Raw genomic sequence first — 26,442 nt, forward strand, 5'->3', positions numbered from 1 at the left:
AGGCAGTCGTCAAAGGGGGCCTCTCATGCGGCGATCTGCCGGGGAATCACCAGCGGACAGCCCATCTCGGGATGCGGAATCACGCTGACCGGCAGACCGAATGCCTGTTCGATGAGGGGTGGCTCCAAGACCGCCCTAGGCCGGTCCAGGGCGAGCAGGCGTCCCTGCTTCATGAGCGCGATGCGGTCGCCGTACTGGGCGGCCAGGTTCAGGTCGTGCAGCACCACCAGCACGCCGATGTTGCGGTCGGTCCAGCGACGAGCCAGGGCGAGGGTGGCGTGCTGATGGGCCAGGTCGAGACTGGCCGTCGGCTCGTCGAGCAGCAGGTATCTGGGCTCGTCGTTCGGCAGCGGGCTCCAGAGCTGGGCAAGGATGCGCGCCAGGTGCACACGCTGACGTTCGCCGCCGGAGAGCGTGGTGTAGCGCCGCTCGGCCAGGTGCTCCGCCTCGGCCGCCGCCAGGGCCGCGGCGGCGATCCGGGTGTCGCCGGGGCCGGGACCGCCGTGCGGGATGCGGCCCATGGCGGCGACCTCCAGCGCGGTGAAGGGGAAATTCAGCGGACTTTGCTGGGGCAGGATGGCGCGCCGCCTGGCGCAGTCGCCGCTCGACCAGGCGGCGAGCGGCACGCCGTTGAGCCGGATCTCGCCCGCGTCCGGCCGGAGCTCGCCGCTCAGACAGCGCAGCAGGGTCGACTTGCCGGCCCCGTTGGCCCCGAGAATGACCAGTACCTCGCCCGGATTCAGGGTTAGGCTGACCCCGTCGATCAGGGCACGTCCATCTCGGATCACCCCCAGATCGGATGCACTTAGACTCATACCGCCATCCCGCGCTGACGCATCAATAGGGCGATGAAGAAAGGTCCGCCGAGCAGCGCCGTGAGGATGCCGATCGGCAGCTCGGCGGGCGTGACCAGGGTGCGGGCGAGCAGATCGGCCAGCAGGAGCAGGCTCCCGCCGAGCAGGGCCGCCCCCGGCAGCAGGAACCGGTGGTCCGGCCCCATGGCCAGACGCAGCAGGTGCGGCACCACCAGACCGACGAAGCCGATCAGACCGCTCACCGCCACGGCCGCGCCCACCGCCAGGGCAGCGAGTGCGACGATGAGCCGCTGCATGCGCTGGACCGCAATCCCCAGGTGACCCGCCTCGGCCTCGCCGAGCAGCAGGGCGTTGAAGGTGCGTGCCAGCAGTGGCAGGGCGATGAGCGGCAGGGCGATCAGCAGGGCCACGCTGCCGACCTGGCTCCAGCTGGCGCCGCCCAGGCTACCCATGCTCCAGAAGGTGAGATTGCGCAGCTGCTGGTCGTCGGCCAGATAGGTCAGGAGCCCGGTTCCGGCGCCGCAGAGCGCGTTGATGGCGATCCCTGCGAGCAGGAGCGTGGTAACCGAGGTCTGTCCGTCGCGGCTGGCGAGCCGGTAGACCACCAGGGTGGTGATCAGCCCGCCGATGAAGGCCGCCAGCGGCAGACTGAATGGACCCAGTGCCGACGTCAGGAAGGCCAGGCCCTGTTCGCCGAGCACGATGACGCAGACGGCCGCCAGCGCCGAGCCGGCCGAGACCCCGATGAGGCCGGGATCGGCGAGCGGATTGCGGAAGAGCCCCTGCATGGCCGCCCCGGCGACCGCGAGCGCGGCGCCGACCAGCAGCCCGAGCAGGGTGCGCGGCAGGCGGATGCTCTCGATCACCGCCGCGTGCTGGGGGGCGATCTCGCCGACCGGCAGACCCAGATTGTCGCCCACCACCCGCAGCACCTCGGCGGGCGGAATGGTGACCGGTCCGATCGCGATCGACAGCAGGGCGACCACCAGCATCAGCAGGAGCAGCGCCAGCAAGGCCCAGCGCCGACGGTGCTGGCGACGCTCGAGGCCGGCGATCGCGATCGAGGAGGCGAGGACCGCGCTAGTCACGCCCGACGACGGCCCCGGGCCGGTCCAGCGTGCCGAGCTCGCCCGCCAGCTGCTCGGCGGCCTGGGCGATGCGTGGGCCGAAATGGAACAGCAGCGCGCTGTCGAGGGCGATCACCCGGCGTGCCTGGCCGGCCGGCGTGGCGGCAAGACCGGCTCGGCCAAGTACGCCGTCGACGCCATTCAGATCCTCGAGTGCGCGGTTGGAGACCAGGATGACGTCCGGCGCGGCGGCGAGCGCGGCCTCCGGACTCAGCGGCTTGTAGTCCTCCATCGACGCGTGCAGCACGTTCTCTCCACCGGCAAGTCGGATCAGCGTGTCGACCGGGGCGCCCCGGCCGGCGGAATGGTCGATGCCCGAGCCGACGACCATGAGGAAGAGCACCCGTGGCGGGCGCTCGACCTCGCCGACCGCCCGCGCGATCCGTTCCAGCTGCCGACCGACGCGGGCGATCAGATCCTGGCCGCTGTCCTGGGCGTCCAGCGCCTCGGCGACCGCCTCGATCTTTTCGTTCAGACCTTCCGGCGTAGCCGCGTCCGGAATCAGGCGTACCTCGACACCGGCCGAGCGGACCTGGTTCAGCACCTCGGGCGGCCCGGCATCCTCCGTCGCCAGGATCAGATCGGGGGAGAGGCTCAGCAGACCCTCGGCCGAGAGCCTCCGTTTGTAGCCGACGCTTCCCAGCGATCGGGTCTCGGGCGGATAGGTGCTGGTGGTATCGACCCCCACCAGGCGGGATTCTCGGCCCAGCGCATAGATGATCTCGGTGGCGGCGCCGTCCACCGACACCAGACGCTCGGCGGCCGGAACCGCTCCGGGAGAAAGGGATAGCGTCAGACCGATGATGAGCGCGCGCCAGTGGCCGCTGGACGATGTCTTGGCATCGAGCATGGTGTCCGGTTCCTCAAATGGCATGGATCGGGGGCTACGCACGGGGGTCGAGCCGCGACCGGGCGATGGCGCGCAGACCTTCGCGATAGGTCGGGTACCGCAGCTGCACCTCCAGCTCGCGCTTGATGCGGTCGTTGGAGACACGCTTGCATTCGTTGTAGAAATGCCGGGCGAAAGGGGACAGATCGGCCTGCTCGAAGGGCTCCGTCGGCGGCGGCTCGAGGTCGAGCAGGGCCGCCGCGTAGGACAGCACCTCGTCCGCCGGGGCCGGCTCGTCGTCGGCGACGTTGTAGACGCGGCCGGCGTCCGGACGCTCCATCGAGGCCATGAGAACCTCGACGAGGTCGTAGACGTGGATGCGGTTGAAGACCTGGCCCGGCTTGAGTATCCGCCGGGCGCGACCGGATTCGAGCGCGTCGATGACACTTCTGCCCTCGGGGCCGTAGATGCCGGGAAGCCTGAACACCTGGGTCGGCGTGTCCATGCGTGCCCCCAGGTCCAGCCAGGCGCTTTCGGCATCCAGGCGGCGCCGGTTCTCCCGGGTGGCCGGGTTCGGGGTGCGCGACTCGTCGATCCAGTCGCCTCCGCAGTCGCCGTAGACGCCGGTCGTGGAGAGATAGCCGATCCACTTCAGCGATCCGGACAGCGTCTCCAGCTGTCTGGCGTAACATCCCAGCACCGGATCGCCGTCCTCCCCTGGCGGAACGGATTCGAGCAGGTGCGTCGTCTGGAACAGGGCGTCCTTCAGCTCCTGGCCGGGGCGCCCGTCGGCGAAAGGGATCGCCCGGATGCCCAGGCTGCGCAGCGCGCCGGCCTTCTCGGGATCGCGGCAGGTTCCCGCGACGCGCCAGCCGCGCGTCATGGCGAGATAGGCGAGACGGATTCCGGTGTAACCCAGACCGAAGCAGAAGAGCGATGGCGTCGGCATTGGGATCCTATCCCTTCAATCCATCCCTGAGCGCCCTGAAACGCTCGACCTGGTCCGGAAGCAAACGGCGCTCGGCATCGCGGCCGAGATAGATCTTGAACATGCAGTCTCCATCCGGGTTGTAGAATTGCACCGAGTGTGTGTCCGACCCGAACAATTGGCGCGAGACGAAGGCGATGAGATCGCAGTTCGACGCCTTGAGATGACCGCCGATCGGTTGGCCCAGCAGGTTGTAGTAACCCTGGGCCATGCGACCCTCGGGCAGCGGTCCCTTGGCCTCGAGGATGACATCGCCCGTGTTGACCAGCAGGGTTAGATCGCCCCAGCCCGTCATCTCGCGCATCACCCGCTCGAAATGGCAGCCCTCGACCGTAACCGCCTCGGATTCGGGCAGCAGCGAGAGGACGTCCCGCGTGGTCACGCCGTGCTCCCTGGCGATCTCTTCCAGCACCGCGCCCGGGTTGTAGCGATGTGCCGTGCGGATGGCATCGGCCTGCGATTGGTTGAGTGTCATGCGTTGCTCCTCAGGTGAGCGCGGCGGGCCGATCCACCAGCACGGGGCCGTCGCGAATGATCTGGTCCAGCCACTCGAGCAGGTTCTGGGTGAGCGCGACCTGCCAGAAGCGGCCGGCGAGCGTGAGCTCGAGCCAGCGTCCGTCGCGTATCAGCAGTCCGGACCTTTCCCACTGCCCGAGCAGTGGACCGGCGATCCGCTCCAGGTCGAGTCCGGTGGCGGCCGCGAGCCGCTCGCCCGTGGCCCGGATGTCGAGCCGGCCGCGTTCGAGGTCCCCTTTGATGGAATTGAGCAGCCGATGGTGGGGCGACTGGCGCATGAGACCGCCGAGCAGCGGCTTGCGTTGGTGCAGGTGTTCGGCATGCTCGGAGACGTCCGCCAGGATGCGGTAGGAATGGCCGCCCAGGAAGCCGCCGGCGCCGGCGCCGAAGGCCAGACAGTCGGCACCGCCCTTGACCTCCAGATTGTAGAGATTGCGCTCGCGGGTGCCGCTGCGCCAATGGCTGGAGGAGAGCGCCTCCCAGCGCGACGCCTCCATCAGTTCGGCACCGCGGGCATAGAAGGAGCCGTGCGATTCGACCGCCGCCGGACTGAGCCGGCCCGAGCGGACCGCCCCGCCCAGGGGGGTCTGCGGCATCAGCTTGAGCGCATAGAGATCCACCCCGTCCAGACCCAGACCGACGGCGGTGCGCACGTCCTCCTCCCAGACCGATAGGGACTGACCCGGAAGGCCGTAGATGAGATCGATGACGACGGCGCCCCGGTCGGCTGCCATCAGGTCCTCGAGCCGCCGGATCAGCTCGGCGCGGTCCGTCTTGCGGCCCAGGCGTCGGCGCACGTCCTCGTCGAAGCTCTGCACGCCGATGGACAGCCGGTTGACGCCGGCGTCGAAGAGGGCGTGCGCCTTGTCCGCATCCAGGTCCCGCGCACGTCCCTCGACCGTGATCTCGCAATCCGATGCCAGGGGCAGATACTCGCGCACGGCGGCAACCGCCCGCGCCAGGTCATGGATCGAGAGCAGCGTCGGCGTCCCGCCCCCGAGATAGACCGCCCGGATGGGACCCTCGGCCTGATAGGACCGGTCCCGGTCGCGCTTCAGATGCCCGATCAGCGTATCCACATAGCGGCCTCCGAGCGGTTCGTGCCAGGCGTTCTGGTAGAAACCGCAAAAGAGACAGTGGCTTTCGCAGAAGGGGACGTGGATATAGGCGACCGATCTCCCCGTGCGTGGACCGGCCGTCATCTCGGTCCAGACGCGCGCCCACTGATGCTCGGGCACGGGCGTCATGCCGACGAAGGGATGCACGCCCCGCCGTCCCGCGAAGGCGTTCGCCAGCGGTTCGCCGCCCTCGTGCGCATAGAATGCCTCGATCGGCTTGTAGGGGGATTGTTCGTGCGAACGGCTGAAGGTCATGCGAAGTGGATAGACTCTAGTCGGGGCGCTCCCGCTCGGCGTGCTGGGGCGCGCCATGGTGAACGTGAATGGTTCGATTTCGAGTCTGGAATATAATGCTATTCGTTCTCATTTGCAAATCAATGCTAGGTCAAAATAATCATTCTCAATTACATTCCATGCCCAAGATGCGTTAACCTTAGGGTCAGTCGCTAGTGTCTGATGCAGGCGACCGGCGGTCGTTGGGTTCAACCCAGGACACGGCTATTTTTCGTTTCGATCCGTGAAAACCGGATCGAATTCGGCGTTGTGCTGTGAATCAGCCTTTTCCCTGGTTCTAAGGTCAACCACGAGGATCATCGGAGACATCAATGAGTGAGCACCAAAGCGGCGCGGGCGGCGCGCCAGATCGCGGTCCGGGGATGGAGGCGCAGGGGCACGGCGGCGCGCCCGAGTCTGCCGCGACGGGACAGGGACAGATGGGAGCCGCCGGGGGATACGGCGAGTCCCGGTCAGGATCCGCAGAGGGTCAGGGAGGCGCCCACTCTTACGGCCAGGCGGGCGGTTCGCAAGGCTACGGCGAATCCGCTGGCGGTCAACCCTCCTTTGGAGCGGCCCAGGGGCAGGGCAGTGCCTATGTCTACGGTCAGGGCATGGGCCAAGGCGGCCAGCAGGGTTCCGGCGAATTCGCGGGCGGTCGGCAGACCTATGGCGCGGCCCAGGGGCAGCCATACCAGGGACTCGATCAAGGCGGAGCCCACGCCTACGGACCGGGCATGAGCCAGGGCGGCCAGCAGCCGTATTACGGGGCGGCCCAGGGCGCCCCGACGGAATCCATGGGGCCGCAGTCACCCCAGGGCCATTACATGCACGGCGGCGCGGGCGCGATACCGCCGTACTACGGCCAGCCGCAGTACGCTCAGCCGCAACCGGGTCAGGGTTACTATGCGGCTCCGCATTATGCCCAGTATGCCGGCTATCCACCGCCGCCACCGCCGGGCGTCTATCCGTACCCGCCCGACGCCTTCCAGGCGATGCACCAGGGGCATGCCCATGATGCCCAGGGGGCGGGCCAGGCCCATGGCGCCAGCATGAGCGATCTGATGGAGGAGGTCGCCAATGGCGGCAACGGACTCTCCGCACTCTCCAAGATGCTCAATTTCGACGATCCGGATTTCTGGAAGGGTGCACTGGTGGGGGCCGCGGCCGTGCTGCTGCTGACCAGCGAATCGGTCCAGAACGCCCTCTTCAAGTCGGGGGGCGGGGAGAACGGCAACGGCTCCAAGGAGTCCGGCTCATGAGCACCTATGAGGAGCAGAGACCGTATCCGCTCCAGCCCGGAGCCGTCTATCCGCATCAGCAGACCTATTCCGGTCCGTCATATGGCGGGCCGGATTGCTCCGCCTTGATGCGTCTGGCCACCACAGGCGCCATCGTCGGGGGCACCACGGCCGCGGCGCAACAGTTCCGCAGCCTGCAGTCAGGCATGCAGACGCCCCAGGCCGCATTGGCCGAAACCGCCAAGGCCGCCGTCACCGCGGGCGTGGCCACCGCCGCGGCGGGTGCGGTCGCCTCCAGTTTCGCGGAGCAGGGGATCGCCCGTCTGGGGCTCATGTTCCTGGTCGGCACGGCGGTCGTCTATGGCATCCAGGCCCGCCTGTCCGCCGACGAGGAGGAATCATGAGCAGCTCTTCACAGCAGCGTCACCAGCATGGCGTGCGAAAGAATCTCGTCGAGGGGGTCGGCGGTGTCCTGGTCGGCGCCGCCCTGGTCCTACTGATGCGCGGCATCGTCAAGCGCCGGGCCGCCGACAAGACCGCCTCGGCACAGAACGCATCCACGACTCCAGCCACTTCGGGAGACCCAGCATGAGTCAGCATTACTATCCACAGTATCCCGGCGCCGGTCAGTATGCCGCCGGTCAGGTACCCGGCGGCGCTCAGGGGCAGGCGCAGGGACCGGGCATGGGGACCATGCAGCCGGGCATGCAGCAGCCTGGTATGCAGCAGCATTACGCCTATCAGCCCCAGCCCTACTATCAGCAGCAGCCGAATCGCTCGCTGCTCGGCATGCCGAACGACCGTTTCCTCAAGGGCCTGCTGATAGGTGCCGCCGTCACCTATCTGGTCACCAACGAGCAGGTTCAGCGCACCGCCATCAAGGGTGTGGTCAAGACCTGGTCGCTGCTGCAGGGCGGCGTGGAAGAGGTCAAGGAGCGTTTCGGCGATGCCGCCGCCGAGATTCAGCATGGCAAGCAGAGCAAATAAGGTCGAGATCTGAAAGGGTCGGTGCGTTCGCCCGCAGCGGACGACGGCGCAATGGCTGGTTCCATTGCGCCGTAATTCCGGCCGCCACGTTTCCCTGATCCACGCCGCATTCCAGGCCGCCCAAGGCAGTCGGCCGAGCCGGCCGCTAAGGATGTCCCATGACCGCGAATTCCTACCGCATCCTCCACGCCCTGCCGGGTCGGCTGCGCCTGCGCGTTCCAGCCCTGGCGGCCAGCGGCGCCGGCGAATCCCTGCGCTATTGGCTCGAATCGCACGAGGGTGTCGAAGAGGTGCGCATCAACCGCGCCGCGCGCAGCCTCGTCCTCGAGTACGATCCGGGTCAGCTCACCCAGGCGCGTCTGCTCGAGCGGCTCGAGATCTGCGTCCCCGGCAGCGCCGACGCGCTCGAGATACGCGGCGCATCGGACGACCCCTCCATCACCCCGCTGGTGCGCAATGTCCTGACCCTGATGCTGCTGCCCCTGCTGCCGCGTCCAGCCCAGCATGTCGCCACCCTCTTGAACATCGGTTCCAAGCTGATCAAGGGGGCGGATACCCTGATCCACGAAGGGGTCAAGGTCGAGGTTCTGGACGCCCTGGCCGTGGGGCTCTCGGCCAGCCGCGGCAAGCTCTACACCGCCAATATCACCGATTTCCTGCTCACGCTCGGCGAGTATCTCGAGGAGCGCACCCAGCAGCAGTCCGACCGGCTGCTGCGCCGGCTGCTGCGGCCGGCCCCGACCCTCGCCTGGGTCGAGCGCGACGGCCAGCTGGTCCAGATCCCGGGCGACCGGGTCGAGACGGGCGAGATCCTGGTCGTCGGGGTCGGGGAGACCATCCCGGTCGACGGCCGTGTGGTCGAGGGCGTCGCCCTGGTCAACCAGGCCGCCGTCACCGGCGAAGACGTGCCCATCGCGCGCGAAGCGCCCAAGCGGGTGGTCGCCGGCTCGGTGCTGGTCGAGGGCCGGCTGCGCATCGAGGCGACCCGGGTCGGCGAGGACACCACCACCGCCCGCGTCGCCCGCTTCATCCAGGAGTCGCTCGACAAGAGCTCGGACACCCAGCGCATGGCCGACGAACTGGCCGACAAGCGCGTCTATCTCACCCTGGGATCGGCCGGGGCCGTCTATGCCCTGACGCGCGACCTCACCCGCGTCCAGTCCGTGTTCCTGGTCGACTATTCCTGCGCCCTCAAGCTCGGTACCCCGGTCGCCTTCAAGTCCGGGCTCTATCAGGCCGCCAGCCACGGCGTCCTCATCAAGGGCGGCGAGGCCATGGAGCGGCTCGGCGGGATCGACACCTTGGTCTTCGACAAGACCGGGACCCTGACCCACAGCGAGCTCGAGGTCACCGACGTGGTGGTGCTGGATGACCGCTCGGGAGAGACCGAGGAAGAGCTGCTGGCCATGGTCGCCTCGCTCGAGGAGCATGCCACGCACCCACTGTCGCAGGCCGTGGTCGAGGCCGCGCGCGAGCGCGATCTGCAGCACATCTCGCACGGCGAGGTCGACTACATGGTCGCCCACGGGGTCAGCGCCGAGCTCGACTGCTGCCGCATCATCGTCGGCAGCCGGCACTATCTGGAAGAGCACGAGGGCATCCATTTCAGACGTCACGAGGCGCGAATCGGTCGTCTGCTCGACGAGGGCAAGACCCTGCTCTACGTCGCCAGCGAGCACGGCCCCATGGGTCTGATCGCCCTGCGCGATACCTTGCGCGAGGACGCCGAGACCACGCTCGCCCGTCTGCGCGCCCTGGGCATCGACCGCCTGGTGATGATCTCGGGCGACCGCCAGGAGAAGGCCGAGTCGCTGGGCCGGACCCTGAGCCTCGACCGGGTCCACGGCGAGGTGCGGCCCGAGGAGAAGGCCGAACTCATCGCCGCGCTCCAACGCGAGGGGCGCAAGGTCGGATTCGTCGGCGACGGCATCAACGACGGCCCGGCCCTGGTCGCCGCCGACGTGGGCATCGCCATGTCGCGCGGCGCGGATCTCGCCCGGGCGAGCGCCGACATCGTCCTCACCGACGACCGTCTGCTCGCGGTCGCCGACGCCCGCGAGATCGCGCTCGGCACGCTCAAGGTCATCCGCACCAACTTCAACGCCACCGTCGGCATCAACACTGGCATCATGGCCGGCGCCCTCATGGGCTGGCTCTCGCCGGTTGCCAGCGCACTGCTGCACAACGGCACCACGCTCGCCGTGCTGGTGCACGCGCTGCGGGGCGCACGACCCGCGGAACGGGAGCGGATCGTCGAGCCGGAATGAGGGCGGATGGACGCGAGCTCCTTCATATAGCTTTCCGCTTATGGGTTCGATAAGAAATTCAAAATATATTTATGAAATATTCACCTGTATTCTGCATGGAAATCTTGCGAGGGGGACACTCGACCAGGCATCCCGATTCCTGGTGCACCCCGCCATAACAAGGGCGCTTCGCCCATCACGACAACGAGAGAGAAACAGTCACATGGCACTCGACCAGTCCAAGCGTTACGCCGATCTCAGCCTCAAGGAAGCCGATCTGATCGCCGGCGGCAAGCACATCCTCTGCGCCTACACCATGAAGCCGAAGGCCGGCTACGGCTATCTGGAGGCCGCCGCGCACTTCGCCGCCGAGTCCTCCACCGGCACCAACGTCGAGGTCTGCACCACCGACGACTTCACCAAGGGCGTCGACGCGCTGGTCTATTACATCGACGAATCGCGCGAGGAGATGCGCATCGCCTATCCGCTGGACCTGTTCGACCGGAACATGACCGACGGTCGCATGATGATGGTCTCCTTCCTGACCCTCACCATCGGCAACAACCAGGGCATGGGCGACATCGAGTACGCCAAGATGATCGACTTCTGGGTGCCGCCGCGCGCCATCCAGCTGTTCGACGGCCCCTCCAAGAACATCTCCGATCTGTGGCGCATCCTCGGGCGTCCGGTCGAGGACGGCGGCTACATCGCCGGCACCATCATCAAGCCCAAGCTGGGTCTGCGTCCCGAGCCCTTCGCCGAGGCGGCCTACCAGTTCTGGCTCGGCGGCGACTTCATCAAGAACGACGAGCCCCAGGGCAACCAGACCTTCGCCCCGGTCAAGCAGGTCATGCCCCTGGTCTACGACGCCATGAAGCGCGCCATGGACGAGACCGGCGAGGCCAAGCTGTTCTCCATGAACATCACCGCCGACGACCACTTCGAGATGTGCGCCCGCGCCGACTTCGCGCTCGAGACCTTCGGTCCCGACGCCGACAAGCTGGCCTTCCTGGTCGACGGCTACGTCGGCGGTCCCGGCATGGTCACCACCGCGCGCCGTCAGTACCCGGATCAGTACCTGCACTATCACCGTGCCGGTCACGGCGCCATCACCTCGCCCAGCTCCAAGCGCGGCTACACCGCCTTCGTGCTGGCCAAGATGTCGCGTCTGCAGGGTGCCTCGGGTATCCACGTCGGCACCATGGGCTACGGCAAGATGGAAGGCGAGTCGGACGACCGCATCATCGCCTACATGATCGAGCGCGACGCCTGCGAGGGCCCGATCTACTACCAGGAGTGGTACGGCATGAAGGCCACCACCCCGATCATTTCCGGCGGCATGAACGCCCTGCGTCTGCCCGGCTTCTTCAAGAACCTGGGTCACGGCAACATCATCAACACCGCCGGTGGTGGCTCCTACGGCCACATCGACTCCCCGGCCGCCGGCGCCAAATCGCTGCGTCAGGCCTACGAGTGCTGGAAGGCCGGTGCCGATCCGATCGAGTACGCCAAGGAGCACAAGGAATTCGCCCGCGCCTTCGCCTCCTTCGAGCACGACGCCGACAAGCTCTTCCCGGGCTGGCGCGAGCAGCTGGGCTCGATCGCCCTGGAGAAGTGATCTCGTCCTAGACGGAGACCGTCACGAAAGCCTTACCCTGCTTCCGCTCGGATCGGGTGGAGTAGGGGAGGCGGGCAGTATCTCGGGGCAAGGACTCCCCCGAAAACGCCGCTCTTCGGAGCGGCGTTTTTGCGTTCGGGCGGCATTCAGTCGATCGGATCGGCCGGCGTTTCGTCCTCCGTGGGCAGCTCGACCCAGCCTTTGGAGACATAATGGCGGCGCATGATATCGTTCGCGAACATGGGATAGATCATCCAGGACAGTCCGAATGTCACGATGGCGAACAGGATCCATCCCAGCACGTGCGTCCAGACGCCCTTGATGGCGAAATAGACGAAACCAAGCAACAATACCCAAAGCCAAACCATCGACGAGACCTCTAGGATCTCTCCGGTCGATGGATTCTGGAATTTCATCATCAGTATCTCCCATGAGCATCTCGGTGCTCGAGTCCCATGACAGCCCCGCCCGGAACGCAGGCGCGGGCTGCCGGTTCGGTGTGTCGATCGAGCCTTCGGCTGTGCGACCGGGCACGATACTCAAGTCGCCGCATGACTTCCACTCCTTGAGTCGGTCAGTCAGTCGTGCCCAGGGGGCGCACAGGACGAGGCGAAAACCGGAGATCCCATATCCATGCGAATGTACGCGAGGCGTTTACTCATCATCGGGCTGGCGCTCGCCGGCCATGCCAGTGCCGGGTGCGACCTGAGCATCGAGGCCGGGGATGCGATGCAGTACAGCCGGAACGCGCTGATCGCCGATGCCGGCTGCGAGCGGATCCGGGTGACCCTGAGCCATACCGGCCGGCTGTCCAGGGATCTGGTCGGCCAGAACTGGGTGCTGGCCAGGACGGCCGACATCAAGGGCGTTGCCCAGGACGGATTCGCCGCTGGGATCGAACACGACTTCGTCGCGCCCGGAGATGCGCGCGTCCTCGCCGCCACCCCGCTGCTCGGCGGCGGTGAGCGTGCGACAGTCGAGATTCCGCGATCCAGGCTGCTGCCGGGCGAGGAATACAGCTATTTCTGCACCTTCCCAGGGAGCTGGCTGGTGATGCGCGGACGATTGCGGCTGAGATGAGACCGCTGCCGGCCGGAACCCCGGACCCAGGATAACGTCGAACATGCGTCCCCGAGCCGGGCGGCTCGGGACCCTTGCGATTCGACCCCATTCGCGCCACGCTTGCGCGCTTCACTGAACCTAGGGAGATGCGCCTTGTTCCGATCCTTCTTTCCGCGACCCGGACTCTTCTTCTGGAGTGCCCTCGGCTGGGCGGCCTTCAGCATTTTGGTGTGGTATCTGTTCGGAGACGCCCTGGGATCGGCGCTGGGCTTCCCGCCCGCGGCCGAGGACGCCCCGCCGGTGATCGGCATCGGCTATTTCGTCACCCCCGAGTTCATCTGGTTCTACATCTACTATGCGCTCATGACGGCGCTGTTCGCGCTCTTCTGGTTCCGCTACGACCCGCATCCCTGGCGCTGGTGGTCGATCGTCGGTACCTCGGTCATCCTCTTCTCGACCTATTTCTCGGTGCAGGTCTCGGTCGCCATCAACGAATGGCGCCGCCCCTTCTTCGACGCGGTACAGAACGCCCTCTCGGGCACGGCCGAGGTCGGCTCGGGAGAGCTCTACTCACTGCTGGTCGATTTCGCCGAGATCGCCTTCGTCGCCATCCTGGTCGTGGTGGCGACCAGCTTTTTCGTCAGCCACTACGTCTTCCGCTGGCGCACGGCGATGAACGACTACTACGTCGCCCGCTGGGAGGAGGTCCGCACTATCGAGGGCGCGGCGCAGCGTATCCAGGAGGACACCATGCGCTTCGCCGACATCGTCGAGACCCTCGGGGTCAAGATCGTGGATTCGGTGATGACCCTCTTCGCCTTCCTGCCGGTGCTCTTCGCGCTCTCCGCCTACGTCAGCGAACTGCCGGTCGTGGGGGCGATCCCGGCGCCGCTCTTCACCGCGGCACTGCTCTGGTCGATCTTCGGCACCGGACTGCTGGCCCTGGCCGGAATCAAGCTGCCGGGGCTTTATTTCCGCAACCAGCGGGTCGAGGCGGCCTATCGGAAGGAGCTGGTCTACGGCGAGGACGATACGAGTCGGGCCCAGCCGCCGACCCTGAAGATGCTCTTCACCAACGTGCGCAAGAACTATTTCCGGCTCTATTTCCACTACTTCTATTTCAACATCGCCCGCTACACCTATCTGCAGGCGGACAACATCTTCGTCTATCTGATCCTGGTACCGACCATCGCGGCGGGCAAGGTGACCTTCGGTATCCTCCAGCAGATCCTGACCGCCTTCGGGCAGGTGTCCTCCTCCTTCCAGTATCTGGTGAACTCCTGGACGACCATCGTCGAGCTGCAGTCCATCCACAAACGACTCGCGGCCTTCGAGGCGGCCTTCGAGAAACGTCCGGTCGTCGAGCCGCCGGATCCGTCCTGGGTTCCCGAGCCGAGTCCGGCGGACTGAGGCCGTCGACCTATATCGTGAAACAGCCGGTTTGGAGGTTGGGCCGAGGGACGAGGCCCAACAAGACGCCGCATGTTGGGCCTCCTTTCGTCGGCTCAACCTACCGCCCGTTTCATCGGACCCTACCGAGACTTGAGTAGGGTCTGCTATGCGGACCCTTGCCGCTCCAGCGCCCAGGCGACGTGCTCGCGCACCATCTCGCTGGGGTGCTCGGCATGGGTCCGCAGGGCCGTTTCGACCTCGGGGGCGGAATCGGCGTTGCCCAGCGCCACGGCGATGTTGCGCAGCCAGCGGACGTGGCCGATCCGCCGGATCGCCGAGCCCTGGGTGCGCTCGAGGAAGGTCGTCTCGTCCCAGCCGAAGAGTTCGATCAGGGTCGCCGTGTCCAGGCCGGCGCGGGGCAGGAAATCGGCCTCGCGGGTGCGTCGGGCGAAGCGGTTCCAGGGACAGACCAGCTGGCAGTCGTCGCAGCCGTAGATGCGGTTGCCGATCGGCGTGCGCAGCGCCTCCGGGATGCTGCCCTGGTGCTCGATGGTGAGATAGGAGATGCAGCGGCGAGCGTCGAGCTGGTAGGGTGCGACGATGGCGCGGGTCGGGCAGATGTCGATGCAGTTTTGGCAGCGGCCGCAATGACTGACCCCGGGGTGGTCGATCGGGAGCGACAGATCCGTGTAGATCTCGCCCAGGAAGAACCAGGATCCGGCCTGCGGATCGATGAGGTTGGTATGCTTGCCGATCCAGCCCAGCCCGGCCTTCTCGGCCAGCGGCTTCTCCAGCACCGGCGCCGAGTCGACGAAGACCCGGCAGGCGGCCGGTGCAACGGCGGCCTGGATCCGCTCGGCCATTCGCTGCAGACGCTTGCGAATGAGCTTGTGATAGTCCCGTCCCAGGGCGTAACGGGAGATGAATGCAGTCGCCGGATCGGCGAGAATCCCCCGCGTCCGATCGGGCGTCTCCGGCAGATAGTCCATGCGCACCGAGATCACCCGCAGCGTGCCCGGCACCAGCTCGGCCGGGCGCGAGCGTTTGGTGCCATGCCGCGCCATGTACTCCATGTCGCCATGGCGCCCGTCGGCGAGCCATTCCATCAGCCGGCCCTCGGCCGTGCTCAGGTCGGTATCCGTGATGCCGACCTGCTGGAACCCGAGTTCCCGACCCCAATCCCGAATGCGGTCGGCGAGCCATCGGTTGGGATGGGCGGGGGATGAATCGGATCGAACGATGTTCGGAGGGTGGTTCATGATCTCGAATTCGGTGCCGCCTCGAAGGGGGCATCAGATATTACTGGCGGTTTGGTGAGTACAGATGGCACATAGGATTCCCGAACGGGACCGGCTTCCACACGCGCTCTACCGTGCCGAGCAGGTGCGCGCGCTCGATCGCGTCGCGATCGAGGTGCACGGCATTCCCGGACGCACGCTCATGGAGCGTGCCGGACGCGCGATCTACCGGCTGATCCGCGAGCGCTGGCCCCATGCCCGTCGGCCGGTCGTGCTGGCTGGGATCGGCAACAACGGCGGCGACGGCTATGTGGTCGCGCGTCTCGCCCTGGAGGATGGACTCTCGGTCCGGGTCCTGCAACTGGGCGACCTGGACCGGCTGCGCGATGACGCCGCCGCGACCCATGCCGACTACTGCAGCGCGGGCGGTCTGGTCGAACCCTTTCGCGGGGAGCCGCTCGAGGCGGATCTGGTGGTGGACGCCCTGCTCGGAACCGGGCTGGAGCGTCCGGTCGAGGGACTCTGGGCAGAGGCCATCGAGGCCGTCAACGCGCAGCGCGCTCCCGTGGTCGCGGTCGACATCCCGTCCGGGCTGCATTCGGACACGGGCCTGATCATGGGGGTCGCTGTACGGGCGACGGCGACCCTCAGCTTCATCGGTCTGAAGCAGGGGCTTTTCGTCGGGGACGGGCCGGACCATCGCGGCGACTGCCGCTTCGACGCGCTCGAGATCCCGGCCTCGGTCTATGCCCATGAGCGGCTATCCATGCGGAGGATCGACTGGCTCCAGCAGGGCGCCATGCTTCCGCCGCGTCCGCGCACGGCCCACAAGGGCGACTGCGGTCATGTCCTGATCGTCGGCGGCGCCCCGGGAATGTCAGGCGCCGCGCGTCTGGCGGGCGAGGCGGCCCTGCGCAGCGGGGCGGGGCTGGTCACCATCGCCACCCATCCCGAACATGCCCGCTGGCTGAATCTGACCCGCCCGGAGCTCATGGTCGCGGCCGTCGAGACGGCGGACGATCTGACACCCTTGATCGAGCGTGCCCATGTGGTCGCGGTCGGCCCCGGCTTGGGGCGCTCAGACTGGGGGCTCGGCCTGTGGCACGGCATCAGCGGAACTAGACTGCCCCTGGTCGTGGATGCGGATGCCCTGAACGCGCTGGCATCGGACCCCATGACTCGGGGCGACTGGATCCTCACCCCGCATCCGGGCGAGGCCGCGCGCCTGCTCGGCACGACCGGCGCCGAGATCCAGTCCGACCGGCTCGCCGCCGTGCGGACGATCCAGCGGCGCTATGGCGGAACCGCCGTGCTCAAGGGGGCCGGTACCCTGATCCAGGGCGATTCGCAACGTCCGCCGGCCGTCTGCAGCGACGGCAACCCCGGCATGGCGACCGCAGGCTCCGGCGACGTCCTCACCGGCGTGCTGGCGGCACTGGTGGGGCAGGGGCTCGATACGGAGACCGCCGCCGCCGCCGGCGTCAGTCTGCATGCGGCCGCGGGCGACAAGGCCGCCGCGGCGGGCGAGCGGGGTCTGGTCGCCGGGGATATCGTCGCGGCCCTGAGGGGCGTGGCCAACCGAGTCGAGGTGTCTTGATGGAGATCGATCTCACAGATCCAGAGGCGCAGACGGCGTTCGGTACCCGCCTGGCCGCCTGTCTGACGCCTCCCTTCGTCCTCTATCTCGAGGGCGATCTGGGAACCGGCAAGACGACCCTGACCCGTGGGCTGCTGCGCGGTCTCGGTCACGAAGGGGCGGTGCGCAGCCCCACCTATACCCTGATCGAACCCTACGAGCTGCCCATCGGAAGGCTCCATCATCTGGATCTCTATCGTTTGGGCGCCTCGGAGGAGCTGGAATATCTGGGATTGCGCGATCTCATGGAGGAGGGAGCGATCTGGGTCGTCGAATGGCCGGATCGCGGCATGGGCATGCTCCCGTCACCGGATCTTCGGATTCGGATCGACCATCTCACCGAGGGGCGCAGGCTCTCTCTGGTGGCAGAAAGCGGTGCCGGAGAGTCCCTCCTGACTCGGCTGCCCTGATTGGCCGAGCGCGGCTTGCCGATCATGGTGCGGCACCTTTCGGCCGACGGTCGGATTATAGCGTTACGTTGACCAGACCATCGCGAGCGGCTGATAAAATCCTGACTCGTTTTCAGGTCTTTCTGCTCGCGGTATTTCATGCGTTCCTTCGTTCTCGCTTTTCTGCTCCTTATCCTGGTCACTTCCGTCCATGCCCAGGAGACGGCATCGGACGACGTCGGCGCAAGGCTCGACATGATCTGGATCCTGGTCTCGGCCGGCCTCGTATTCCTGATGCAGGCCGGCTTCACGGCGCTCGAATCCGGACTGATCCGCGCCAAGAACAGCTACAACGTCGCCATCAAGAACATCAGCGACTTCCTGACCGCCGTCGTGCTCTATTGGCTGTTCGGTTTCGCGCTCATGTTCGGTGCCGGCGAGAGCGGCTGGATCGGAACCAGCGGCTTCGACGGGTCGCTCATGTCCGAACCCTCGGACTATGCCTTCTTCCTCTTCCAGGCGACCTTCGTGGGCACCGCGGCCACCATCGTGTCCGGCGGCGTGGCGGAGCGGATGAAATTCAACGCCTATCTGATCGTCTCGGCCATGATCAGTCTCGCCATCTATCCGGTCTCGGGTCACTGGGCCTGGGGCGGTACCTTCGCCGGAGGCACGCCAGGCTGGCTGGCCGAGATGGGGTTCATCGACTTCGCCGGTTCGACCGTGGTGCACTCGGTCGGCGGCTGGATCGCCCTGGCCGGCGTGATCGTGCTCGGAGCCCGGCGCGGACGCTTCGACGAGCAGGGCCGGCCGCGCGAGATTCCCGGCCATAACCTGCTGATGGCGACGCTCGGCGTCTTCCTGCTCTGGTTCGGCTGGTTCGGCTTCAACGGCGGCAGCGCCCTGGCGGCGACCGATTCCGTTCCCAAGATCGTCCTGAACACGGTGCTGGCGGCGGCCGGGGGCGGTCTCTCCGCCCTGGCCCTCGGGTTCCTCGTGAGACGCGGCCAGGTGGAGGTCGGCAAGGTGCTCAACGGGACGCTCGGCGGACTGGTCTCCATCACCGCGGGGTGCGCCTTCGTGGAGCCCAACGCGGCGCTCCTGATCGGCGCCGTCGGCGGCGTGCTCGTCTTCCTGGCCGAGGATGCAGTGCTGAGGCTGTTCAAGCTCGACGATCCGGTCGGGGCCGTCGCGGTCCACGGCTTCGGCGGTGTCTGGGGCACCTTGGCGGTGGCGCTCTTCGCCGCTCCGCAGCTGCTGCCGACGGGCGGCAATCTGTCCCAGCTCTGGGTGCAGTTCGTGGGTGTGGCGAGCATCTTCCTCTGGTCCTTCGGGGCCGGGCTGGCCGTCTTCCTCGGATTGCGCACCATCCACGATCTGCGCGTCACGCCCGAGGAGGAGGAGCTGGGCCTCAACGTCGTCGAGCACGGCGCGCGCACCGCCTGGCTCGAAACCATGCAGACCATGCACCGAATCGTCGAGAGCGGCGATCTGTCGCTGCGGGCACCGGTCGAACATGCCACCGAGGCCGGCGAGACGGCGCGGGCCTTCAACCGCATGCTCGACAAGTTCCAGGACAGCATCCGCGTCATGGCCGAGGTGGCGGCCCGGGTGCAGATCGACAGCGATCGGCTGGCCTCCCTGGCGCAGCAGGCACAGAGCGGCGCGACATGCCAGCGGGAGGACGCGGAGCGGACCGATCGCTTCGTCCAGGAGATGCTGGGGCACGCCGGACGCATGCTCACGAGCGCTCGGCGCGGGGTCGACTCCGGCCGGCACGCCCAGGAGCAGGTCGAGCTCGGTAACGGTCGGATCAACCACCTGAACGCCTTGGTGGCAGGTCTTGCCGCCGAACTCGACGATGCCTCCGGTCTGGCCGTCTCGCTCTCCGATCAGAGCCAGTCGATCGGTGAGATCGTGGATCTGATCCGCGAGATCGCCGACCAGACCAATCTGCTCGCCCTCAACGCGGCGATCGAGGCGGCACGCGCCGGCGAGCACGGCCGCGGATTCGCCGTCGTCTCGCACGAGGTTCGCCAGCTCGCCACCAAGACACGCCTCGCGACCGAGGATATCCAGGCTCGCATCGTCCGGCTGCAGGAGGAGAGCCAGCGTGCGGCCGACTCGCTGCGTCGCGGTGTCGCCGAGGCGGCTCAGAGCACCGAGCAGGCCGAGAGCAGCCTTCGATCGCTCGGCGCGATCGTCGATGCCGTGGCTTCGATCGCCGAGGTCAACCGCGAGATCGTCGAGGCGGTCGAGCAGCAGCACGCGCTCTCCGAGCAGGTCGGCCTGCACATCGCCGGGATCAATCGGGTGACGGACGAGACCCGTCGCGGCAGTCTCCATATCGGCGAGACCGTGGCCGGTCTGCGCGAGCAGGTCGGTCTGCTGACGACCAAGGTGTCCGGATTCAAGACCTGAGTGATGATCGGATGCAAGCGGGGCGGGGGATCTCCCCAATTGACGAATGGGGGTGAAGCGGACTGCGTTGCCCGGCCGCGACAATGCTTGATGCGAGATCGAGAAAAAGAGGCTAATACTAGGTTTTGATTTGGAAAGATCCGTTTCAAGCTGCTATCTTTGATACAACGCTTGGAACGAAAATCGGCATTGGGGAGCGCGTGTGAACAGAGTGTTTGTACTCCTTCTGCTACTGATCTCCTTGCCCGCCGCCGGGGCTCAGGTGGCGGTCGAGTGCGAACGGATCTCCACGGACCAGGGAGGAACGCGCATCACGCTCGCGACCTCGGCGGCCGTCTCTCACGAAATCTTCACCCTCGATGCGCCGGACCGCGTGGTCATCGACATCGAGAATGCGCGGCTCTCCGGCGACCTGCCGAAGGCGCGCGTGAACGACCCGACCCTGATCGGTCTGCGCAGCGGCGTCCGCAATCAGGGGGATCTGCGCATCGTGGTGGATCTCAAGCACCCGGTGCGGGTGAAGAGCTTCCCCATGACCGGAACGGGCGGCAGGGGGCGGCAGCTGGTCGTCGACCTCATCCCGCGAGGGGCGTCCGGCGCCCCGTCCCATGGCCGGAGCGTCTCCGTGCCGAGCATCACCGCGTCCCAGGCCAGCCCGGCATTGGGGGTTCCCAAGACGCGCGAGGCCATCGTGGCCATCGATGCCGGTCACGGCGGCCAGGATCCAGGCGCCATCGGGGCGACCGGAACCAAGGAGAAGGACGTCACCCTGGCGATCGCGCGCAAGCTGGAGAAGCTCGTCGAGCGGGAGCCGGGCATGCGCCCGGTGATGATCCGCGACGGCGATTACTATGTCGGTCTGCGTCAGCGCATCGAAAAGGCGCGTCAGCACAATGCCGACATCTTCATCTCCATCCACGCCGACGCCTTCAACAATCCGGATGCCCATGGATCCTCGGTCTACACCCTGTCTCAGGGCGCCGCGAGCAGCGAGGCGGCGAACTGGCTGGCCAACCGCGAGAACAGCGCCGACCTGATCGGCGGGATCGACCTCGCGGCCAGCGACGAGACCCTGGCGAGCGTGCTGCTCGACATGACCCAGAACGCCACCTTCGAGCACAGCGCCGAAGCGGCCAATGCGGTGCTGTCCCATCTGCGCGGCCTGGGCTCGGTCCACAAGGGCAGCGTGCAGCGCGCCGGGTTCGTGGTCCTCAAGTCGCCAGACATCCCCTCGATGCTGGTCGAGACGGCCTTCCTGTCGAACAAGGCGGAAGAGCGGCATCTCAAGGATACGGCCCATCAGCAGCGTCTCGCCCGGGCCATCCTCTCCGGGGTCAGGTCCTATTTCCGCAAATATCCGCCGCATCGCCTGATCGCCGCCTCGGCCCCCGGACCCGACCGGGGTGCTCGAATATCCTCGGCGGTGGCCCATCGGAGCTATGCCGCTGGCGCCGCGTCCAAGCGTGAATATGTCATCTGTCGGGGAGACACCCTGTCCGGGATCGCACAGCGCTATCGGGTCAGTATCAGCTCGCTGCGGGCCGAGAACGGACTCCAGGACGAAGACCTCATCAGGGTCGGACAGGTTCTCTCGATTCCGACCGGTTCCTGACACCGGGGCCGCACCCTCTGCCACAGGCGCGCGTCCAGGATGCACTTGCCCCGGGCGGGCGCTTTCTGGTTCCATGCCGTCATGTCCAGCCCCATCCGCATTCTCGCCGATCATCTCGTCAACCAGATTGCCGCCGGCGAGGTGGTCGAGCGCCCGGCCTCGGTCGTCAAGGAACTCGTCGAGAACAGCCTGGACGCGGGCTGCGGCCGGATCGAGATCGACGTGGAGCAGGGCGGGGTCAAGCGGCTGCGCGTGCGCGACGATGGACGCGGCATCCCGCGCGATCAATTGGCGCTCGCGCTATCGCGCCATGCCACCAGCAAGGTGGCCGAGCTGAGGGATCTGGAGGCGGTCGGGACGCTGGGCTTCCGCGGCGAGGCCCTGCCGAGCATCGCCTCCGTGAGCCGCCTCACCCTGACCTCGCGCGCCGCGGCGGACGCCGATGACGCGGACAGCGCCTGGGAGATCGGCGTGGGCGCGGACGGACGTCTCATCCCGGCGCGTCCGGCGGCCCATCCGCCCGGCACCAGCGTCGATGTCCGCGAGCTCTTCTTCAATACGCCCGCGCGGCGGAAATTCCTGCGCACAGAGAAGACCGAATTCGACCACATCCATCAGTTGGTGCGCCGCGTCGCGCTGGCGCATCCCGAGATCGGGATCCAGCTGCGCCACAACGGCAAGGACATCCTGAGTCTCGGCGCCGCGGGCGGTGACGAGCGGAAGGTTCTGGATCGGCTGAACGCGCTGCTCGGACCGGATTTCGCCGAGCAGTCCCTGGCCTTGGAAGAGTCGGCGGTGGACCTGCGTCTCCATGGCTGGGTGATGCGGCCCGCCTTTTCGCGCAGTCAGCCCGATCAGCAATTCTTCTATGTCAACGGACGCATGGTCCGGGACAAGCTGGTGACCCATGCGGTGCGGCAGGCGTTCAGCGACGTGCTCCATCACGGCCGGCATCCTGCCTATGTGCTCTTTCTCGATACGCCCCCACGACTGGTGGACGTCAACGTCCATCCGGCCAAGCACGAGGTCCGCTTCCGCGAATCCCGGCAGGTGCACGATTTCATCTATCGCGTCCTGCACCGTCGTCTGTCGCAGGGAACGCTGGGCGTCACCACGGAGGCGGTACCCGACCCCACGCCGGACGCTGGGCCTCCACCCGCCCAGATCGCCGGCCGGCCGGCGCGAGCGTTCCCGGCCGTCGGCTCGGCGTCGCCGCCGAGACCGGCCGAGGTTCGCGATTCGCGCCTTTCATACCAGGCGGATCTGGCCTTTCAGCGGCCTCGAGCCGGCGCGCGGTCCGAACCCTCCAGCGACCCCGAGCCGATGGCGCCAGAACCAGCGTCGGCCGCGAGCCAGTCGATGCCGCCCCTGGGCTTCGCGCTGGGTCAGCTGAACGGCGTCTATCTGCTCGCCCAGGCCGTCGACGGCCTCGTTCTGGTCGACATCCATGCCGCCCACGAGCGCATCGGTTACGAGCGCCTCAAGCGTTCCTGGAAGAGCGGGGAGGTCGTCCGCCAGCCGCTGCTGGTCCCGGTCCCCGTCCAGGTCGCGCCGCGCGAGGCCGAACTCTTCGCGTCGCACGCCGAGTCCATTGCGCGCCTGGGTCTGATCGTCGAACGACTCGACGCCGGATCCCTGGTCGTGCGCGAGGTGCCGGCGCTCCTGCGTCAGGCCGACATGGAGCGGATGGTGCGCGACCTGATCGCCGACCTGGCCGAGCAGGGCCGCAGCACGCGTCTCGAGGAGGCCATCGACGGCGTCCTGGCGACCCTGGCCTGTCATACCTCGGTACGCGCCAACCGGCGCCTGACCCTCGACGAGATGAACGCGCTCCTGCGCGAGATGGAGCGAGTCGAGCGGATCGATCAGTGCAACCATGGCCGTCCGACCTGGGTCAAACTGGCCCACGAGGATCTGGATCGGCTGTTCTCGCGTGGACGGTGAGTGCCAGCTACCAGGATTAGATGATTGATAGTCGCAGACCTTTCCTGAGTTCGATGCCAGAATCCAGAGATCCGCGCCCACCGGCGATTCTTCTCATGGGGCCGACCGCCTCCGGCAAGACGGACCTGGCGGTCGCCCTGGTCGAGCGCCTGCCGTGCGAGATCGTGAGCGTCGACTCGGCCATGATCTATCGCGGCATGGACATCGGGACGGCCAAACCGAACCGGGAGACGCTCGCGCGTGCGCCGCATCGGCTGATCGACATCCTGGATCCGGTCGAGTCCTATTCCACGGCCGCCTTTCGCACGGATGCGCTTGAGGCGATGGCCGAGATCAGCGCGTCCGGCCGGATTCCATTGCTGGTCGGCGGAACCATGCTCTATTTCCGCGCACTACAGCAGGGACTGGCCAGTCTCCCGAGCGCCGACGCGGAGGTGCGCCAGCAACTGCTGGACGAGGCGGCCCGCGTCGGCTGGGGGGGCATGCATACGCATCTGAGCGCTGTGGATCCGGTGAGCGCGGCCCAGATCCACCCGAACGATCCCCAGCGCATCCAGAGGGCGCTGGAGGTGCATCGCCTGACCGGACGGGCCATGAGCGCGCTGATCGCGGAGGCGGCGGATGCCGAACCCTTTCCCTATCGTCCGCTCAAGCTGGTACGCTGTCCGGCTGATCGCAGCCTCTTGCATCGGAGGATCGAGCGGCGCTTCCACGCGATGCTGGAAGAAGGGCTGGTCGATGAGGTGGAGTCTCTGCGCCGCCGGGGCGATCTGCACGAGGATCTGCCCGCGATGCGCTGCGTCGGTTATCGACAGGTCTTGAAATACTTGACCGGGGCGTACAACTGGGAGGAAATGATGCATCGGGGCATCGTGGCATCCAGACAACTGGCCAAGCGTCAAATGACCTGGCTGAGGGCTGAGCGGGATTGCCAGTGGCTGGGCGAGGACGCCGATCCGGTGGAGCAGTCGCTTCGCCTATGGGATGGGCTGAGTCGGAGCTGAGCGGCGTGCCATTCGACGACCGCGGGTCGGATGAGACGCAAATAGCTATGGTGTCACAGCCCTCTTTCAACGAAACTAGTAGGAGTCTCTTTCGGTGGGTTTGCCTGTCCCGGCTGCGGCCCATCCATACCCGGCGTGGTTCCATAGGGGATCCACGGAGGTTTCTAGCTGGGCATCTACGCTTGATCACAACAATAAGGAGCCAATCCCATGTCCAAGGGACAAAGTCTACAAGATCCCTTCCTCAACGCACTGCGCAAGGAACGCGTTCCCGTCTCCATCTTTCTGGTGAACGGGATCAAGTTGCAGGGCCAGATCGAATCCTTCGACCAGTTCGTCGTGTTGCTCAAGAACAACGTGAGCCAGATGATCTACAAGCACGCCATTTCGACGGTGGTGCCCGCGCGCAACGTCAAGCTGCCGGCATCGGATGCCGGAATGCCCGAGCCGGGCAACAGTTGAGCGGCGGCGAGCCTTTCGAGTGCGATAGTTGAGTACGACAGACCCGTTGAACGCAGTATCCGACGTCGATCCCCAATCCTCCGCGACCGTCCGCGACGCGACACTCGTCTTCGATCGTCCCAAGGTCGGCGAGCGGGCCGTACTGGTCCATCTCGATATGGGCGGCATGGCTGCCGCTCCGGACGAGCGGGACGAATTCCGTTTGCTGGCCGTCGCCGCAGGGGCCGAGGTGGTCGCCACGCTCGGCGGCACCCGGGCGGCCCCGGACTCGCGTCTCTTCATCGGCAGCGGCAAGGCGGACGAGCTGCGCATGCTGGTCGAGTCCAATCAGGCCGACCTGGTCATCTTCAATCATCCGCTGTCGCCGGCCCAGGAGCGCAACCTGGAGCGTCTGCTGCAGTGCCGCGTTCTGGACCGGGCGGGGCTGATCCTGGACATCTTCGCCCAGCGCGCCCGCTCGTTCGAGGGCAAGCTGCAGGTCGAGCTCGCCCAGCTCAGGCACCTCTCGACGCGGCTGGTGCGCGGCTGGACCCACTTGGAGCGTCAGAAGGGCGGTATCGGTCTGCGCGGTCCGGGCGAGACCCAGCTGGAAACCGACCGGCGCCTGCTCGGCAAGCGGGTCGCCATGCTCGAACGTCGGCTCGACCGCATCGAGGGCCAGCGCGCACAGGGGCGCAAGGCACGCGCCAAGGCCGAACTCCCGGTCGTCTCGCTGGTCGGATATACCAACGCAGGCAAGTCGACGCTCTTCAATCACCTGACCCAGGCCGGTGTCTTCCAGGCGGATCAGCTGTTCGCAACGCTCGACCCGACCCTGCGCCGGCTGGAGCTCCCGAGCGGCGATCGGGTGCTGGTGGCGGACACTGTGGGCTTCGTCAGTCAGCTGCCGCACGAGCTGGTCGCCGCCTTCCGCTCCACCCTGGAGGAGACGCGCAACGCCGCGCTGCTGCTGCACGTGATCGACGCGGCCGCGCCGCATCGGGATCGTCTGATCGAGGACGTGGAGACGGTGCTCGCCGAGATCGGCAGCCACGAGATCCCGCGTCTCGAGGTCTACAACAAGATCGATCTGTTCGCGGGCGAATCGCCTCGTCTCGATCGGGATCGGGACGGACGTCCGACCCGGGTCTGGCTGTCGGCCCAGAGCGGCGAGGGGGCCGATCTGCTCCTGCAGGCGCTCGACGAGCTGACCGGCGTCGATCGACTGCGGCGGAGTCTCCATCTGGGACCGGAGGAGGGCCGGCGGCGGGCCTGGCTCTATCGCCATGCCCAGATCCTCTCCGATCATCCCGCCGAAACCGGCGGCTGGGATCTGGATCTCATGATCGGCCGGATCGACCTCGATCGACTGCAGGTCCACGACCGCGAACTCGGGCGGCGTCTCGATGCGGCGTCCTGAGGTTGGAGGCTGGTTTGCCGTGATTCGGCCGGTCACTTACAATCGGTCGTTCGTCGGGCTTCCATATACCCACTATCACCCTGTCCGAGCTTGATATCGACAACCGGCGTCGGCACTCTTTGCCA

Annotated in this window: 24 protein-coding genes; 16 read left to right on the forward strand and 8 right to left on the reverse strand. The window is 66.9% G+C overall.

Annotated features, from left to right (window positions below):
* Positions 1-23: 23 nt before the first annotated feature.
* The 6 genes from D779_RS03975 to hutW are packed head-to-tail and all read right to left on the reverse strand — an operon-like array spanning position 24 to position 5,648.
* Complete coding sequence (locus D779_RS03975) at positions 24-815, reverse strand: heme ABC transporter ATP-binding protein (protein WP_043749781.1); 792 nt, start codon at positions 813-815, stop codon at positions 24-26.
* Positions 812-1,903 carry a FecCD family ABC transporter permease gene (locus D779_RS03980; RefSeq protein ID WP_043749784.1) on the reverse strand — a complete coding sequence of 364 codons (1,092 nt, stop codon included), beginning with the start codon at positions 1,901-1,903 and terminating at the stop codon, positions 812-814. Before D779_RS03980 ends, D779_RS03975 begins: the two co-directional genes overlap by 4 nt.
* Positions 1,896-2,816, reverse strand: coding sequence for a heme/hemin ABC transporter substrate-binding protein (locus D779_RS03985; protein WP_081763315.1), 921 nt, complete (start codon positions 2,814-2,816; stop codon positions 1,896-1,898). The genes D779_RS03980 and D779_RS03985 overlap by 8 nt, the downstream gene beginning before the upstream one ends.
* A 10-nt stretch (positions 2,817-2,826) precedes the next feature.
* Positions 2,827-3,720, reverse strand: coding sequence for an SDR family oxidoreductase (locus D779_RS03990; protein ID WP_043749787.1), 894 nt, complete (start codon positions 3,718-3,720; stop codon positions 2,827-2,829).
* A 7-nt stretch (positions 3,721-3,727) separates the two neighbouring features.
* On the reverse strand, positions 3,728-4,234 hold the full coding sequence (gene hutX, locus D779_RS03995; protein ID WP_043749790.1) for a heme utilization cystosolic carrier protein HutX: 507 nt from the start codon (positions 4,232-4,234) through the stop codon (positions 3,728-3,730).
* Between the two features lie 10 nt (positions 4,235-4,244).
* On the reverse strand, positions 4,245-5,648 hold the full coding sequence (gene hutW / locus D779_RS04000) for a heme anaerobic degradation radical SAM methyltransferase ChuW/HutW (RefSeq protein ID WP_043749793.1): 1,404 nt from the start codon (positions 5,646-5,648) through the stop codon (positions 4,245-4,247).
* 350 nt (positions 5,649-5,998) lie between these two features.
* On the opposite strand from hutW, the gene D779_RS20905 reads away from it, so the two are divergent.
* The 6 genes from D779_RS20905 to D779_RS04030 all read left to right on the forward strand — a co-directional run bounded on the left by D779_RS20905 (position 5,999) and on the right by D779_RS04030 (position 11,758).
* Complete coding sequence (locus D779_RS20905) at positions 5,999-6,928, forward strand: hypothetical protein (protein WP_157726312.1); 930 nt, start codon at positions 5,999-6,001, stop codon at positions 6,926-6,928.
* Positions 6,925-7,311, forward strand: coding sequence for a magnetosome protein MamC (locus D779_RS04010; RefSeq protein ID WP_043749795.1), 387 nt, complete (start codon positions 6,925-6,927; stop codon positions 7,309-7,311). The genes D779_RS20905 and D779_RS04010 overlap by 4 nt, the downstream gene beginning before the upstream one ends.
* Entirely contained in the window at positions 7,308-7,499 is a 192-nt protein-coding gene (locus tag D779_RS04015) for a hypothetical protein (protein ID WP_043749798.1), read from the forward strand. The genes D779_RS04010 and D779_RS04015 overlap by 4 nt, the downstream gene beginning before the upstream one ends.
* A complete protein-coding gene (locus D779_RS04020; RefSeq protein WP_043749801.1) occupies positions 7,496-7,894 on the forward strand; it encodes a hypothetical protein in 399 nt (132 codons plus the stop codon). The genes D779_RS04015 and D779_RS04020 overlap by 4 nt, the downstream gene beginning before the upstream one ends.
* A 158-nt stretch (positions 7,895-8,052) precedes the next feature.
* The gene (locus D779_RS04025) at positions 8,053-10,161 is read left to right on the forward strand and encodes a heavy metal translocating P-type ATPase (RefSeq protein ID WP_043749803.1); all 2,109 of its coding nucleotides are present in this window, start codon (positions 8,053-8,055) and stop codon (positions 10,159-10,161) included.
* A 202-nt stretch (positions 10,162-10,363) separates the two neighbouring features.
* Complete coding sequence (locus D779_RS04030) at positions 10,364-11,758, forward strand: ribulose-bisphosphate carboxylase (RefSeq protein ID WP_043749806.1); 1,395 nt, start codon at positions 10,364-10,366, stop codon at positions 11,756-11,758.
* Between the two features lie 146 nt (positions 11,759-11,904).
* Here D779_RS04030 and D779_RS04035 read toward each other — a convergent pair whose 3' ends face one another.
* On the reverse strand, positions 11,905-12,177 hold the full coding sequence (locus tag D779_RS04035) for a hypothetical protein (protein WP_043749808.1): 273 nt from the start codon (positions 12,175-12,177) through the stop codon (positions 11,905-11,907).
* Positions 12,178-12,391: 214 nt separating this feature from the next.
* Between D779_RS04035 and azu the strand changes: the two genes are divergently transcribed.
* The gene (azu, locus tag D779_RS04040; RefSeq protein WP_043749811.1) at positions 12,392-12,838 is read left to right on the forward strand and encodes an azurin; all 447 of its coding nucleotides are present in this window, start codon (positions 12,392-12,394) and stop codon (positions 12,836-12,838) included.
* A 135-nt stretch (positions 12,839-12,973) separates the two neighbouring features.
* A complete protein-coding gene (gene sbmA, locus D779_RS04045) occupies positions 12,974-14,230 on the forward strand; it encodes a peptide antibiotic transporter SbmA (protein WP_043749814.1) in 1,257 nt (418 codons plus the stop codon).
* 146 nt (positions 14,231-14,376) lie between these two features.
* On the opposite strand, the gene queG is transcribed toward sbmA, so the two are convergent.
* Positions 14,377-15,471, reverse strand: coding sequence for a tRNA epoxyqueuosine(34) reductase QueG (gene queG, locus D779_RS04050; RefSeq protein ID WP_052347804.1), 1,095 nt, complete (start codon positions 15,469-15,471; stop codon positions 14,377-14,379).
* 64 nt (positions 15,472-15,535) lie between these two features.
* Between queG and D779_RS04055 the strand changes: the two genes are divergently transcribed.
* The 8 genes from D779_RS04055 to hflX all read left to right on the forward strand — a co-directional run bounded on the left by D779_RS04055 (position 15,536) and on the right by hflX (position 26,317).
* Positions 15,536-17,047 carry an NAD(P)H-hydrate dehydratase gene (locus D779_RS04055; protein WP_043749817.1) on the forward strand — a complete coding sequence of 504 codons (1,512 nt, stop codon included), beginning with the start codon at positions 15,536-15,538 and terminating at the stop codon, positions 17,045-17,047.
* Complete coding sequence (gene tsaE / locus D779_RS04060) at positions 17,047-17,496, forward strand: tRNA (adenosine(37)-N6)-threonylcarbamoyltransferase complex ATPase subunit type 1 TsaE (RefSeq protein ID WP_198295658.1); 450 nt, start codon at positions 17,047-17,049, stop codon at positions 17,494-17,496. Before D779_RS04055 ends, tsaE begins: the two co-directional genes overlap by 1 nt.
* A gap of 138 nt (positions 17,497-17,634) precedes the next feature.
* Positions 17,635-19,896: an ammonium transporter gene (amt, locus tag D779_RS04065; protein ID WP_052347806.1), complete on the forward strand. Its 2,262-nt coding sequence runs from the start codon at positions 17,635-17,637 to the stop codon at positions 19,894-19,896.
* A 202-nt stretch (positions 19,897-20,098) separates the two neighbouring features.
* Positions 20,099-21,508 (forward strand): N-acetylmuramoyl-L-alanine amidase family protein, encoded by a 1,410-nt coding sequence (locus D779_RS04070; RefSeq protein ID WP_043749823.1) that lies wholly within the window; start codon positions 20,099-20,101, stop codon positions 21,506-21,508.
* Between the two features lie 81 nt (positions 21,509-21,589).
* Positions 21,590-23,452 carry a DNA mismatch repair endonuclease MutL gene (mutL, locus tag D779_RS04075; RefSeq protein ID WP_043749825.1) on the forward strand — a complete coding sequence of 621 codons (1,863 nt, stop codon included), beginning with the start codon at positions 21,590-21,592 and terminating at the stop codon, positions 23,450-23,452.
* A 53-nt stretch (positions 23,453-23,505) separates the two neighbouring features.
* A complete protein-coding gene (gene miaA / locus D779_RS04080; RefSeq protein ID WP_043749828.1) occupies positions 23,506-24,456 on the forward strand; it encodes a tRNA (adenosine(37)-N6)-dimethylallyltransferase MiaA in 951 nt (316 codons plus the stop codon).
* Positions 24,457-24,666: 210 nt separating this feature from the next.
* Complete coding sequence (gene hfq, locus D779_RS04085; protein ID WP_043749831.1) at positions 24,667-24,918, forward strand: RNA chaperone Hfq; 252 nt, start codon at positions 24,667-24,669, stop codon at positions 24,916-24,918.
* A gap of 46 nt (positions 24,919-24,964) precedes the next feature.
* Complete coding sequence (gene hflX / locus D779_RS04090) at positions 24,965-26,317, forward strand: ribosome rescue GTPase HflX (protein WP_043749837.1); 1,353 nt, start codon at positions 24,965-24,967, stop codon at positions 26,315-26,317.
* Positions 26,318-26,442 lie beyond the last annotated feature (125 nt).

Source organism: Imhoffiella purpurea (assembly GCF_000585215.1).
GTDB lineage: Bacteria > Pseudomonadota > Gammaproteobacteria > Chromatiales > Chromatiaceae > Imhoffiella > Imhoffiella purpurea.